This window comes from Enterobacter cloacae complex sp. (assembly GCF_900322725.1).
Classification (GTDB): Bacteria; Pseudomonadota; Gammaproteobacteria; order Enterobacterales; family Enterobacteriaceae; genus Enterobacter; species Enterobacter quasihormaechei.
The window spans coordinates 2,283,292-2,297,495 of sequence record NZ_LT991957.1 but is presented as its reverse complement, the minus strand read 5'-3'; the positions used below and the strand labels follow the sequence as shown (position 1 = coordinate 2,297,495).

10 protein-coding genes and 4 tRNA genes are annotated in these 14,204 nt (G+C 56.7%); 4 read left to right on the top strand and 10 right to left on the bottom strand.

What is annotated here, in order from left to right; translation table 11 throughout:
* Positions 1-113: 113 nt before the first annotated feature.
* Complete coding sequence (gene cyaA / locus DBR02_RS11485) at positions 114-2,657, bottom strand: class I adenylate cyclase (RefSeq protein WP_063452171.1); 2,544 nt, start codon at positions 2,655-2,657, stop codon at positions 114-116.
* A 349-nt stretch (positions 2,658-3,006) separates the two neighbouring features.
* Between cyaA and hemC the strand changes: the two genes are divergently transcribed.
* Genes hemC through hemY form a run of 4 tightly spaced genes read left to right on the top strand, consistent with a single transcriptional unit; the run spans position 3,007 to position 7,101 of the window.
* A complete protein-coding gene (gene hemC, locus DBR02_RS11475; protein WP_139158017.1) occupies positions 3,007-3,948 on the top strand; it encodes a hydroxymethylbilane synthase in 942 nt (313 codons plus the stop codon).
* A complete protein-coding gene (gene hemD / locus DBR02_RS11470; RefSeq protein ID WP_107534423.1) occupies positions 3,945-4,685 on the top strand; it encodes a uroporphyrinogen-III synthase in 741 nt (246 codons plus the stop codon). Before hemC ends, hemD begins: the two co-directional genes overlap by 4 nt.
* A 20-nt stretch (positions 4,686-4,705) precedes the next feature.
* Entirely contained in the window at positions 4,706-5,899 is a 1,194-nt protein-coding gene (gene hemX, locus DBR02_RS11465; protein ID WP_107534422.1) for a uroporphyrinogen-III C-methyltransferase, read from the top strand.
* A 2-nt stretch (positions 5,900-5,901) separates the two neighbouring features.
* Positions 5,902-7,101, top strand: coding sequence for a protoheme IX biogenesis protein HemY (hemY, locus tag DBR02_RS11460; RefSeq protein ID WP_063452167.1), 1,200 nt, complete (start codon positions 5,902-5,904; stop codon positions 7,099-7,101).
* A 538-nt stretch (positions 7,102-7,639) separates the two neighbouring features.
* On the opposite strand, the gene DBR02_RS11455 is transcribed toward hemY, so the two are convergent.
* The 9 genes from DBR02_RS11455 to wzxE all read right to left on the bottom strand — a co-directional run bounded on the left by DBR02_RS11455 (position 7,640) and on the right by wzxE (position 14,203).
* Positions 7,640-7,716, bottom strand: a tRNA-Pro gene (locus tag DBR02_RS11455).
* Positions 7,717-7,760: 44 nt separating this feature from the next.
* Positions 7,761-7,847, bottom strand: a tRNA-Leu gene (locus tag DBR02_RS11450).
* Between the two features lie 21 nt (positions 7,848-7,868).
* A tRNA-His gene (locus DBR02_RS11445) sits at positions 7,869-7,944 on the bottom strand.
* 67 nt (positions 7,945-8,011) lie between these two features.
* Positions 8,012-8,088, bottom strand: a tRNA-Arg gene (locus DBR02_RS11440).
* 102 nt (positions 8,089-8,190) lie between these two features.
* On the bottom strand, positions 8,191-9,576 hold the full coding sequence (thrP, locus tag DBR02_RS11435) for a bifunctional threonine/serine APC transporter ThrP (protein WP_063868832.1): 1,386 nt from the start codon (positions 9,574-9,576) through the stop codon (positions 8,191-8,193).
* A gap of 198 nt (positions 9,577-9,774) precedes the next feature.
* Positions 9,775-10,515 (bottom strand): lipopolysaccharide N-acetylmannosaminouronosyltransferase, encoded by a 741-nt coding sequence (gene wecG / locus DBR02_RS11430; protein ID WP_107534421.1) that lies wholly within the window; start codon positions 10,513-10,515, stop codon positions 9,775-9,777.
* A gap of 12 nt (positions 10,516-10,527) precedes the next feature.
* Positions 10,528-11,880, bottom strand: coding sequence for an ECA oligosaccharide polymerase (wzyE, locus tag DBR02_RS11425; protein WP_063868827.1), 1,353 nt, complete (start codon positions 11,878-11,880; stop codon positions 10,528-10,530).
* Positions 11,877-12,956, bottom strand: a complete 1,080-nt coding sequence (locus tag DBR02_RS11420) for a TDP-N-acetylfucosamine:lipid II N-acetylfucosaminyltransferase (protein ID WP_107534420.1) — start codon at positions 12,954-12,956, stop codon at positions 11,877-11,879. The genes wzyE and DBR02_RS11420 overlap by 4 nt, the downstream gene beginning before the upstream one ends.
* Positions 12,953-14,203, bottom strand: coding sequence for a lipid III flippase WzxE (gene wzxE / locus DBR02_RS11415; protein WP_107534419.1), 1,251 nt, complete (start codon positions 14,201-14,203; stop codon positions 12,953-12,955). The genes DBR02_RS11420 and wzxE overlap by 4 nt, the downstream gene beginning before the upstream one ends.
* Position 14,204: the final 1 nt, after the last annotated feature.

Sequence of the window (14,204 nt, the reverse complement as noted above, 5' to 3'; positions counted from 1 at the left end):
CCTTACCGGGCCTACAACGGCTCGGACCGTAGGCCGGGTAAGCGTGAGCGCCACCCGGCGAAAAGGCTCGGACCGTAGGCCGGGTAAGCGTAAGCGCCACCCGGCGAAAAGGCTCAGGAGAAATACTGCTGCAACAGCGGTGCGGTATCCTGATTCGCAGGCGCCGCAGGGGTAATTGCCTGCGTACGGAACGGGATCACCTGCGCCCGGCCATCTACGTTCACAATCTGGTAGAACTGCGGCAGGTTGAAGTTGATAAAGCTTGAGCCGTAGGTAAAGCGATCGTGCGAGGACGAATAGAAGCGGCTGACGTCGCGCACCAGCTCCTCTTTACTGCCTTCACAGTGGTGATACACCTCGGCGCGGTTGGTTTCATCCAGAATGTAGATGTTAAACCCGGCGTTATCGCCCGACTCTTCGAAAAAGAACTGAATGATCCCTTCACTCGCAAAGCCATCCACCACCTGTGGCAGCTTAACGTGGTTGGTTTCCACCTGAACCGACAGGCCATGCAGCTTGTTGTGCGAAATCGCGCCGTAGAATTCAATGGCGTTTTCCAGCTTCTGTACCGACACGTTCAGGCGCTCAAAGAACAGGCCCCAGGTCTGGCCGGAGACGCGCAGCGCTTTAAAGCGCCCGGTTTCCTGGCGGGTGCTGGAGAGGCGCAGTTCGATGCACTCAGACACCAGCTGCTGCACGCGGGTACGAATCAGGCCGCGCAGGTGCTGGCTGTAGCAGAACACTTCCACACTGTCCGGCGGCGCGGCGTCCTGGTGCATCTTGCCGAGAATGGTTTTCAGCGCTTCGATCATCGCCTGCTCGCCGTTGAAGTGCAGGGTACGTACTTCGTTCCACGAGTTGCGGTACAGCAGATCCACGCTGCCCACCAGGCAGTTTTGCTGCTCGCCGAAGCTAAAGACGTCCAGCTTGCGGAAGTCAAAGTGGACCACCTGATTGCGGAAGGCCGCCGTCGGGTCGTATTCCAGGTTGACGATGATCGCCAGATGGCGGATCTCACACGGGCTGTAGAGCGCTTTTGGCGTCGGCGCAGGCAGACGCAGCGGGAAGTGGTGCGAGACATCCGCCACCATCTCCTGCAACTTGGCTAAATCGACTACCTCGTTGCCCTTGATAAACAACCGGGTGCGTGAGGTGAGGAGGCCGTTAAACCAGGCCCAGGCCACCAGCTTGTTCAGGTAGCGGTTATATTCCAGCGGCTGATGGCTGATGATTGAATCCATGCTTGGCGCACGGTTGTACAGATACCACCCGGTGCGGTTTGCGCGGCCCGGCGGGACGTAGATAAAGGTCAGATTCGGTTCAGACAGGTCAGGCGAAATCTGTGGGTTAACCAGCGTAACCTTGCCTGGCAACGCTTCAAATGCGGCGTACAGCTTACGGGTTAACACCCCGATATCCTGTGGGCTGGCAGAAACGCTAAGGTTGTTGCGGCGTGCAAAGCGGATCAGGTTGCGGTAGCTTTGCATCATCGCATCAAGCAGTTCGTTGTGCGCCTCACGCACCTGATCGATCTTCCAGTTGGCGCGGTTGTCGAGCATGGCGAGACGCGCTTCGTCCCATCCCCACTCTTTGACTAACTGGCTGACCACTTCACGACGCCAGCCAACGCAGGCGCGCTCACGGCTCAGTTTTTCACAAACTTTGAGATAGAAACATCGACGCACCAGGTCAAGACGCGTGGTGTCATCAATGGCCGTCAGGTATTCGGTAACGCGTTCCAGCATCATGCAGTAGGCATCAAGCCCGTAGGAGACGATCTCGCCGTCGTGCAGACGCTGCTTAATGTCTTTCGCCAGCAGACGCGGCGTGGGATATTCCCAGGAGTAGGCTTCCAGCAGCAGGGTTTTCAGCACCGCTTTGTACGGTGAATCAATGCTCTTATAAAGCTGCCAGAGGCTTGCGCCAAAGTACTCTTCGGCAGACAGGGAGCTCAGGCCGCCCAGATCCAGCCACTCGTTTGGCGTCAGAACGCCCTGCGAGTAAAGCGACATGACGTAGTCGTCATAATTTTCTTCTTCATCGCACGGCACCATATTCCACAGAATACGTTTCCCCGCCAGGCGAACGGCGGTACGGTAAAACTCATCCAGCAACAGAATGTGCTGAGTCGAGCCGCAGTCTTCACCACCCAGACTGCCGCTTTCGTTATGGCGGAAACGGTTTTCATCAATCAGGAAGAAGCTTACTTCCACGCCGAGCGACGCCGCCCAGCTCTCCAGCAGGCTGCATTTACGCTGCAACAGCTGGCGCTCTTCATTGTCGAGCCAGGACTGATGGCAGACCCAGATATCCAGGTCAGAAGAACAGCTTTGCCCAACCGATGAGGTACTGCCCATCGAGTAAACCCCGGTAATCGGCAGCTCACCTTTCGGTGAATCCTGCGGCGGCATACCACGGTAGAGCTCAAGTTCAGTCAGGTAATGCTGTTGGGTTTCATCAGGCGTGAAGAGGCAAATGCCCTGGGGAACGTTACCATCGAGGTAACCCGGCATTAGCGGATGGTGATAGTGCAACAATGTCGGCAGTAGACTGTATACCTGCTGGAAAGCAGGGCCCATGGCAGCAAGCGCGCGATCCACGCGCAATTGATTGATGGCATCCAGTCTCTGTTTCAGAGTCTCAATATAGAGGTACAAGACGTATCGCCTGATGTTTCCGGGTGTCGCACGCCAGTCAAAACAGAAAAAGCAGCGGACCCGCAGTATTTCAAAAAATAACCGTTACCCTTCTTTCGCCTTTTGCTTTTCTGGTGGTACAGACGAAAAATGGTCTAAAACGTGATCAATTTAACACCTTGCCGGTTGACCGTAAAGAAAGATGCGCTACATACAAGTGTAGCACCGTTCTGTACGTGTAAATTCCTGAATACGGCGGTGGCTGACGCGTACGCCGCCCTGTCCCTCTCGCGCTTCATCAACCGTAAAACTGCCATCCGAGTGTCAACAATGTTAGGATGGTTAGCGATTGATAATGACGGTAACAAGCATGTTAGACAATGTTTTGAGAATTGCCACACGCCAAAGTCCCCTTGCGCTCTGGCAGGCACATTATGTTAAGCAGCGCCTGGAAGCCTGCCACACCGGATTACGCGTTGAGCTGGTGCCAATGGTCACGCGCGGTGACGTAATCCTCGATACGCCGCTGGCGAAAGTGGGCGGCAAGGGCCTGTTTGTCAAAGAGCTGGAACTGGCATTGCTTGAGAACCGCGCCGATATCGCCGTGCATTCGATGAAAGACGTGCCCGTTGAGTTCCCGGAAGGGCTGGGGCTGGTGACTATCTGCGAGCGCGAGGATCCGCGCGATGCGTTTGTCTCTAACCGCTATGCGTCGCTCGACGCGTTGCCAGAGGGCAGCGTGGTCGGCACGTCAAGTTTACGCCGCCAGTGTCAGCTGGCGGAGCGTCGCCCGGATCTGGTGATTCGTTCGCTGCGCGGTAACGTCGGCACGCGCCTTGGCAAGCTGGATAACGGCGACTACGATGCCATTATTCTTGCGGTTGCGGGCCTGAAACGCCTGGGGCTGGAGGAACGCATTCGCGTGGCGTTGCCGCCGGAGCTGTCGCTACCCGCCGTCGGTCAGGGTGCCGTCGGCATTGAATGCCGTCTGGATGATGCGCGCACCCAGGCCCTGCTCGCGCCGCTGAATCATGACGACACCGCCATTCGCGTAAAAGCCGAGCGTGCGATGAATACTCGTCTCGAAGGCGGCTGTCAGGTGCCCATTGGCAGCTATGCTGAATTAACCGACGGTGAACTGTGGTTGCGTGCGCTGGTCGGCGCGCCGGACGGCTCGCAGATGGTTCGCGGTGAACGTCGCGGCAGGCCGCAGGATGCCGAAGCGCTTGGCGTATCGCTGGCGGAAGAGCTGCTGAATAACGGCGCGCGTGAAATTCTGGCCGAGGTCTATAACGGAGAACCCCCTGCATGAGTATTCTTGTCACCCGCCCTTCTCCCGCAGGAGAGCAGTTAGTGAGCCGTCTGCGCGCACTGGGGCAGGTGGCCTGGAGTTTTCCGCTGATTGAATTCTCCCCCGGTCGCGAGCTGTCTACGCTCGCTGACCAGATGCGTGCCTTGCAGGAAGGCGATCTGCTCTTTGCCCTGTCGCAGCATGCCGTTGAGTTTGCCCATGCGCAGCTGCAACAGCAGGGCGTTAGCTGGCCCTGTACACCCCGCTATTTCGCCATCGGGCGCACCACCGCGTTGGCCTTACACACCGCCAGCGGAATTGACGTTCGTTACCCGTTAGATCGGGAAATCAGCGAAGTCTTGCTACAATTACCTGAATTACAAACCATTGCCGGAAAGCGTGCGCTCATTTTGCGCGGCAACGGTGGCCGCGAACTGCTGGGTGAAACGTTGCGGGAACGCGGTGCAGACGTGACGTTTGTGGAGTGCTATCAGCGCTGTGCGAAACATTACGATGGCGCGGAAGAAGCAATGCGCTGGCACGCCCGCGGCATTAATACGCTGGTGGTCACCAGCGGTGAAATGTTACAACAGCTTTGGTCGCTGATCCCGCTTTGGTATCGCGAAAACTGGTTACTCCGCTGTCGGCTTCTGGTCGTCAGCGAGCGTCTGGCGAACCACGCCCGGGAACTGGGCTGGCAGGATATTCGGATCGCTGATAACGCCGACAACGATGCGCTGCTGCGCGCATTACAATAACTCTCAAATGGGAAGCCATAATGACGGAACACGAAAAATCCTCCGCCGTGGTTGAAGAGACCAGGGAGACTGTGGACACCACGTCACAGCCAGAGACGACAGACAAAACCGTTGAGAAGAAAAACGGCAGCAACAAAACCAGCCTTACGCTGAGCGTGATTGCCATCGCGATTGCGCTGGCCGCAGGCGTGGGACTTTACGGGCTGGTGAAGAAACAGGGCACCAACCAGACGGCCACCAGCGACGCGCTGGTTAACCAAATCACCGCCCTGCAAAAAGCGCAGGAGACGCAAAAAGCCGAGCTGGAAGGCGTGATTAAGCAGCAGGCTGCCGCCCTCGCCGACGCGAACAGCAAGCGTGAAGCGTTGACCAAACAGCTGAGCGAAGTGCAGGAAAAAGTCGCCACTATTTCCGGGACCGATGCCAAAACCTGGCTGCTCTCACAGGCCGATTTTCTGGTGAAGCTGGCCGGACGTAAGCTCTGGAGCGATCAGGATGTCACCACCGCCGCCGCGCTGCTGAAAAGCGCCGACGCAAGCCTGGCCGACATGAACGATCCGAGCCTGATCGGCGCACGCCGCGCCATTACGGAAGATATCGCCAGCCTGTCTGCGGTTTCTCAGGTCGATTACGACGGTATCATTCTTAAGGTGAATCAGCTCTCGAACCAGATTGATAACCTTCAGCTGGCGGACAACAACGACGACGACTCCCCAATGGATTCCGACGGCACCGAGCTGTCCAGCTCCCTGAGCGAGTGGCGTATCAACCTGCAAAAGAGCTGGCAGAACTTTATGGACAGCTTCATTACCGTTCGCCGCCGCGATGAAACTGCCGTGCCGCTGCTGGCGCCTAACCAGGACGTTTATCTGCGCGAAAACATTCGCTCCCGCCTGCTGGTGGCTGCTCAGGCCGTACCGCGTCATCAGGAAGAGACCTACAAACAGGCTCTGGATAACGTATCCACCTGGGTCCGCGCTTACTACGATACCAATGACGCAACCACGACCGCGTTCCTTGAGGATATCGACAAGCTGAGCCAGCAAAACATCACCATGAACGTGCCGGACAAACTGGAGAGCCAGCCGATTCTGGAGAAGATCATGCAGACGCGCGTGCGTAACCTGCTGGCCCAGCCGGGCGTTCCGGCAGAGCGCCCGGCTGAAGCACCTGCCGCCGCGCCAGCGCCTGAAAACGCGCCGCAAGGAGAGTAATGATGCTAAAAGTCTTCTTACTCTTCATCCTGCTGATCGCCGGGATTGTGCTGGGGCCGATGCTCGCGGGTCACCAGGGTTACGTATTGATCCAGACCGATAACTACAACATCGAAACCAGCGTGACCGGGCTGGTGATTATCCTGATCCTGGGCGTGGTCGTTCTGCTGGCCGTGGAGTGGATCCTGCGTCGTATTTTCCGTACCGGCGCGCATACCCGCGGCTGGTTCGTTGGCCGTAAGCGCCGTCGCGCCCGTAAGCAGACCGAGCAGGCGCTGCTTAAGCTGGCCGAAGGCGATTATCAGCAGGTTGAAAAGCTGATGTCGAAAAACGCCGACCATGCAGAACAGCCGGTTGTAAACTATCTGCTGGCCGCTGAGGCGGCGCAGCAGCGAGGCGATGAGGCCCGCGCCAATCAGCATCTTGAACGCGCCTCTGAGCTTTCTACTAAGGATCCGATTCCGGTTGAGATCACCCGCGTTCGTCTGCAACTGGCGCGGAATGAAAACCATGCGGCACGCCACGGCGTTGACCGCCTGCTGGAAATTACGCCTCGTCATCCGGAAGTGCTGCGTCTTGCTGAGCAGGCATACATCCGGACCGGTGCGTGGGGATCGCTGCTGGACATTATCCCTTCCATGGCGAAAGCCGACGTGGGCGATGATGAACACCGTGATGAACTTCAACGTCTGGCGTGGATTGGCCTGATGGATCAGGCGCGTGCCGATCTTGGCAGCGACGGGCTGAAGGCCTGGTGGAAAAACCAGAGCCGCAAAACACGCCAGCAGGTCCCTCTCCAGGTCGCGATGGCCGAACATCTGATTGAGTGTGACGACCATGACACCGCGCAGGAGATCCTCCTCGACGGTCTCAAGCGACAGTATGATGACCGCCTGGTAATGGTGATCCCGCGCCTGAAGACCAATAATCCTGAACAGATCGAAAAAGTACTGCGCCAGCAGATCAAAACCGTCGGCGATCGTCCGCTGCTGTGGAGTACGCTGGGCCAGTCACTGATGAAGCACGGCGAGTGGCAGGAGGCGAGCCTCGCCTTCCGCGCGGCGCTGAAGCAGCGCCCGGACGCATTCGATTACGCCTGGCTTGCTGATTCGCTGGACAAGCAGCACAAGCCGGAAGAGGCCGCAGCCATGCGACGTGATGGACTTCTGCTGACGCTACAGAACAACGGAACGCAACAGTAATTCACAAGGAGGCCAGATGGCCTCCTTTTTTTAGGCATAAAAAAACGCCTGCTATAAAAGCAGGCGTTAAAACAGGTCTGTAAGACAACATATGTGGTGCTTCACTCAACGTTGTGTCCATGGTGTTTGATGAGGCCGAAGCGACATCTGTCAGTGGACGATAAGCACCGTAAACGGCTCTGCGTCATTCCTGAGTTTATGAGGCCCTGAGGCGAGCATAAGAGATGGAATGAGCATCTACCCCTGTATTATTGCACGTATTGTGCCAGGTTTACACACAGAACTTTTACATCACGCAACATTTTAAGATAAAAGGAAATTATGCTGTTAAGAACCGCCTTACACCGTACAACATCGCGTTAAGGGCAGCGATCTGTCGTCAGCAGGAGACGCTTAAAGCGACAAAATAAAAATTTCTTTATTATTAACGAGTTATATGTCGCTGAATCGCGACAAGGATGCAGGGTGTTGTCGGGGGATGGCTACAGGATGAAAAAGCGCAGAAAACAAAAAACCCCGCCGAAGCGGGGTTCAAAATTGGTCGGCGAGAGAGGATTCGAACCTCCGACCCACTGGTCCCAAACCAGTTGCGCTACCAAGCTGCGCTACTCGCCGATGTACTGCTTTTTTGAATTTTTAGTTCAATTCATTAAAAGTCGTGGTGCGAGGGGGGGGACTTGAACCCCCACGTCCGTAAGAACACTAACACCTGAAGCTAGCGCGTCTACCAATTCCGCCACCTTCGCAATTCACAACTCTTTCAATAATGGGGTGGCTAATGGGATTCGAACCCACGACAACTGGAATCACAATCCAGGGCTCTACCAACTGAGCTATAGCCACCACTGTATTCTTTCACGCGGTTCTGACTACTTCTCAGACCACCGCAGCTCTAGCGCCGGGACTAAAATGGCGCGCCCGACAGGATTCGAACCTGAGACCTCTGCCTCCGGAGGGCAGCGCTCTATCCAGCTGAGCTACGGGCGCTTAGCGCCGTTGCGGGGCTGGATATTACGTACCTCCGTCCCCGCTGTCTAGTGCTTTTTTGAAAAAAATGCGCGTTTGGTTATGGTTTGCACATTTTGCCGCTTATTCCTCCACTTTATGGGCGGAGCCGCGGCGACCCAGGCCAAAAAGCTTATAGGCTGCCGTCACGGCGGCCAGGAAGATCATCCCGACAAACAGCGACATGCGGGTATCTTCATTAAAGTACATTCCAATTAATACGCAAATCAGGAACGCCATCGTTAAATAGTTTGCATACGGGAACAAAATGGAGCGGAACGGATGGCTGGCAATCGCCTGCCTGTGCGCCTGACGAAAACGCAGCTGGCTGATCAGAATCACAAACCACGGCACCATCCCCGGCAGCACGCTGGCGCTGTAGACGTAAACGAACACGCGCTGCGGATTGGGGATGATGTAATTCAGGCAAGAACCGATCAGCAGAATGACAATTGATACCGCCACGCCCGCCACGGGGACACCCACGCGGGAGACTTTGCCCATCACTGCCGGCAGCTGTTTGTTTTGCGAGAGCGCGTAAAGCATGCGCCCGCAGCTGTACATCCCACTGTTACAGCCGGAAAGCGCCGCCGTCAGCACCACAAAGTTGATAATCGCGGCCGCCGCCGTGATGCCAATCTTTGCAAAGGTTAAAACAAACGGGCTGCCGGTCGTGCCAATTTCGTTCCACGGGAAAATGGTCACGATAACGAAGATGGCGCCTACATAGAAAATCAGGATACGCCACAGCACCTTGCCTACCGCGCTACGCAGCGTCACCTGCGGGTTTTTCGCTTCACCTGCGGTGATCCCGATTAGCTCTACGCCCTGATAGGATGCCACCACGATACAGAGCGCCGTCAGGAAGCCCTTCCAGCCGCCCGCAAAGAAGCCGCCGTGCCCGGTCAGGTTACCAAAACCGATGGCGTGCCCGCCGTTACCGAAGCCAAAGAAGATGACCCCAAGGCCAACGACAATCATCACGATAATGGTGGTGACTTTGATCATCGCAAACCAGAACTCGATTTCGCCGTAAAGACGAACGGCGGCAAGGTTCGCCAGCGCCACCAGCCCTACGGCAATAAGCGCGGGTATCCACTGGGCCATCTCCGGGAACCAGAACTGCACGTAGACCCCGATGGCGGTGATCTCCGAAATCCCCACGGCCATCCACATAAACCAGTACGACCAGGCCGTGAGATAGCCAAAGAACGGGCTCATATAACGGTGGGCGTAAACGGCGAAAGAGCCCGTCACCGGCTCCAAAAACAGCATTTCGCCCATTGAGCGCATGATGAAGAAGACGAACAGCCCGGCAATAATATACGCCAGCAGGACGGAAGGCCCCGCCCACTTCAGCGTGCTTGCCGAGCCCATAAACAGGCCAACGCCGATAGTCCCGCCCAGCGCGATCAGTTCAATATGTCGAGCTTCCAGCCCACGCTGAAGCTCCGGTTTTTTCTCTGCCATAATTCCTCGGTTGTGTTTGCTGTTTCCCGACTTGTTGCCGGTTATTATTTTTGAGGGGTACTGAAATACGGAGCGAATGGTTTCTTAAATTCTGGCAAATGGCAAACAATGCATTAAAAAAATGAATGCATTGCACATAAACTCAGCAGTTTTGCGGGGGGCGTTGCAGCGCGAACGGTAGATCGCGCTGCATATTGATTACATTTTCCCGGTGTAGTGCCAGGCGAGGTAGCGCAGGAGGCGAATCTGTCGTTTGATGCGCGTCGGTTGGGAAAGCAGGCGGTACAGCCACTCCAGGCCCAGATTTTGCCAGACTTTCGGCGCACGCTTAACGTGGCCGGTAAAGACGTCGTAGGTGCCGCCAACGCCCATATAGAGCGCATCCGGGCTGAACAGACGGCAATCGCGCATCAGTATTTCCTGGCGCGGCGACCCCATGGCGACGGTGACAATTTTCGCCCCGCTGTCGCGCACGCGCTCATATAACGCCTGGCGATCTTCCGGCCTGAAGTAGCCATCCTGACTGCCCACGATGTTGACATTCCACTGGCTACGCAGCTTTTGTTCGGTCTGTGCCAATACCTCGGGCTTGCCGCCAATCAGAAATACCGGCGTGCCTTCAGCGCCTGCGCGCTCCATAAGCCGCTCCCAAAGGTCGGCTCCCGCCACGCGAGACACATTAGCGTCTGGAAACTTTTTCCGGATCGAACGCACCACGCTAATACCGTCTGCGTATTTAAACTCCGCGGCTTCGATCAGGCTTTTCACTTCCGCGTTATCTTCAACCGCCAGCATTTTTTCTGCGTTGATGGCCACCAGCGTGCCCGACTTCATCTGCCCGTCCGCGAACAGAAAATCCAGCGCGTGCTGCATGTCACGCCAGCCAATCAGCTGTAGCCCACGCAGCGCATAACGCGGGGCTGAAGTTTTATCCGTCATGATAATCCCTACTCAGACTTGCGACAGCGTTGTGCTGCCCTGTGGCTCACGTCTGTGCACAAGCCCTGCGCTGTCAAACAGCCAGTACAGGAGTTTTGCCAGCAGCAGACAGACGCCGAAAACAACCATAAAGAACACCACGCGCGAGACGAACGAATCCAGCCCCTCGCGCGCCAGAACGATCATATTGAAAATGGCACCGAAACAGAAACTGTGCAAAACAGCGGCTTTGTAGCGGTTCGTCTCTTCGTTACCCAGCGTGTACAGCCAGTCGAACCATTTTATTATCAGTCCGACCGCGATGGCGCCGGGCAGGATAAACCACGTTCCGCCCATCACCACCAGCGAGCCAATCAGGGTGGGGGAAATCGCCAGGCCCGAGTGGTTATTCAGCACTTCCCAGGTGAAATAGTTCGCCGTGTTCAGGACAATGCCGGGACGGTCAGGCCACAGCCACGTCGGAATAAAGACATAGAAATCGCGAACAATCGGCGCCAGCCCCTGGAATTCGATCTTGTCGTAGTTTTGCAGCAGCAATGCCAGGTTTTCCCACGGCGAGAAGGTATCGCGCGTCAGATACAGGAAGGTATAAAACGCTTCGTCACCGGCTACGTTAAGACCGTAGCGCTTCAGCGCCAGCCAGAACATTCCCACAATGCCAAAGACGCCTGCCGCCGCCAGCATCCACAGGGAGATCCAGCCGCGAATAATGCCGATAAACAGGAAAATCGCGAAGGCGATAATGATGTTGGCGCGAGTACCGCCGACGATCATGTAGGTCAGAATGCCAAACGCGACGGTGCTGACCAGGAAGAACAGCCAGGCTTTGCTGTCCTGGCGCAGGAAGAAGACCACCAGCATCGCCGGGATGAAGAAATAGAAGAAGCGCTTGAGCGCGACGCCGGAGACTTCGGCAGAAAAAATCTGGCTATAGGACTGCAACTTAAACAGTAAAAAACCGTTATGCATGAAGAAAATCGCCACGCTGACCAGGGCGATGGTCATCAGCATAACCCACGTCAGATGGGTCTCTACCCGGTTCATGGTAAACAGCGGTCGACGGGGCGCGGTGTCTTTCGCCGCGCGCAGGCGCGTTTTATAGGTGACGTAGTACACCGCGTAGAAGCAGGTCGCAGAGAGCAGCGCCTGCAACAAGATTTCCGGCGGAGCAACGCCCACATCAAAGCGGAACACGAGGATGCTGGTCAGCGGGAAACCAAAGAAAAAGGTCAGCAAAAACAGCAGCGAGAAGAAGACGTTGAAGTTAAAACGTACGCGCCGGAACTCAAACCAGGTGAGCGTGGCGATAAACAGCGTGCTCAGCAGCCAGACCACCAGCAGGCCGCTAAACTGCAACTGGCTCATGCGTTGTCTCCTGAAGCAATACGCAGCGCGCGGTGCCACGGCGTGAGGTAGTTCGGGCTGAAAAAGTCGATGCTATTTTTATCCACCAGCGCGAGCTGGCGCTGTGCTTCCCGTACCACCCCGACATTAAGCGTGTCAGAGGTAAACAGCACCGGAATGTGCTGCTCGGCCATGTCCTGCCAGAACGGGTTTTCGCGGTTGAGCACGCACGGTACTCCCGCCTGAATCAGCAGACACAGCGTGCCAATCCCCTGCTGACGGGCAAAGATGAAATAGCCCAGATCGCATTTTCGCAGCAGCGCGAGATAGTCATCAAATTCCAGCTTATCCCTGAGAATATGCAGATTGTCTGCGCTAAACAGCGCAAGCCCCTGCTGGCGGACCTCGTCGATGTAGGCGTCGTTATTGGCGGGATAGCCCATCGGCACCACCACGTTCACCGTGTCGCCAAACTGCTGATGCACAGCCCGGAGCGCCGCGACATGCTCGTTGCTGCGATCGCCGGAATTCCCCACCAGGATGGTCAGTTTGCCCTCACGAACCGCGTCATTCGCCATCGTGTTCAGCGCTGGATCCATGCGGGTCGGGAAATAGAGCAGCTCGCCGCGCACCTTCGGATGCTGTTTAGCAAAATAGGTGAGATCGCCGCGGGTGGCAAAAACGCAGCCCACGCGCGCCTGCGCCAGACGGCGCAGCGGGTAGAACAGGCGGAATTTCCAGCCGTGGGAGACTTCATAGAGATCCGCTCCCCAGATATGCCAGCTGAACTGGGAGGGTTTGATCCCGCCGCTCAATAGCGCCAGCCACAGGCCGGTATTGAACTGCCCGTGGAAGAAGAAACGCTGGCTTCGATCCGCTTTGGCTTTCGCGACAACGGCTTTGGTCAGGGCCGCTTTGTCTGGCCAGAAAGTCATGTTCAGTGCCGGACAGGCCGCGCTCAGGCCATTATCTTTTCCAACAACCATAAACTCGCGCGCGTCGGGCGTGCCGGATGCCAGCTCATCGTTGAAGAACCGCAGAACGGTCTGGTTATGATGCGGGATGTCCGATCCCAGAATGTGTATCAGTGCAGTCATGCGCGTTTACGCCAAAGTAAAAATACGCCGCAACAGGCAGCGAAATAAACGATATAGGTTGCCATATAGGCCTGAGCCGCCCCCAGCGCTCCGTGGGTAGGGATCAGCCAGTGAGAAAATGCCGTCAGCAGCGCAAACTGGCTAATCTCTGCCAGGATATACAGCCGCAGCGAGGCCTTCGCAATCACCAGATAGCCGAAAACGTACGCCCCCACTTTCAGCACATCGCCGACCAGCTGCCAGGCAAACAGGTCGCGCATGGCGGTAAACTTCGCCGAAAACAGCAGCCAGATGGCGAAGTCACGCAGCAACCAGACGGTAAAGCTGGCGACCGCAACAGCCGGCAACACAAAACGCAGGGAGCGAAAAATCTCGCGGGTAATATCCTGTCTGGACGTCAGGCGCGATAAGGTTGGCAGCAAATAGACGCTAAAGGAAGCCGTAATAAATTGGAGGTAGGCATCGGAAATGCTGCTCACGCCCTGCCAAATCCCCACTTCATCCCAGCTGTAATGCGCTGCCAGCAGGTTTCGCATCATCACGTAGGCTACCGGAATGGTGACGGAAGTGATGAGGGCCATCAGCGTAAATTTCGCCAGCTGGCCTGCCAGTAACTTGTCCCACTGCGGTTTCAGGTAACTCAGCGGGACATCGCCTCTGCGCATCAGCATAAACGCCGCCGGGATGACAACCAGGGCAGGCACCAGCGCCAGCCCCAGCAGTGCGCCTTCATAGCCGCCCAGCCGGTAGCAAAAGTAGTAGGCAATAACGCCGATGACGCTGCCGAAGATCAGCGCCAGTGCATTCCCGGCGGCATCACGGAAGCCTTTCATCAGCGCCAGCAGCAGGTTCGCCCAGGCGATGCCCATCTGCACCAGCGCCACCAGGCGTACCAGCCCCTGATAGTGCGTATGTCCGAACAGCCCCTGGCTGATGGGTGCCGCCGCCAGCAAAAAGACGACGGCCAGCAGCGTAGAGAAGCCCAGCACCATTGCAGATGAGGTCCCCACCACCGTGCGGAGCTTTCCGGCATCGTCATGATGCTGCGCTACGTATTTGGTGACGCCGTTGAATATCCCGGCCCCCGCCAGCACGCCAAGCACCGTGACCAGCTGGCGGAAATTCCCGGCCAGCCCAACGCCTGACGGACCAAATGAGACGGCCAGCAGCTTGACGACCAGTAATCCGGCGCCAATTTTTACAAGCGTGGACGCTGCCGTCCACACCGACGCTTTTGCCAGAGACATA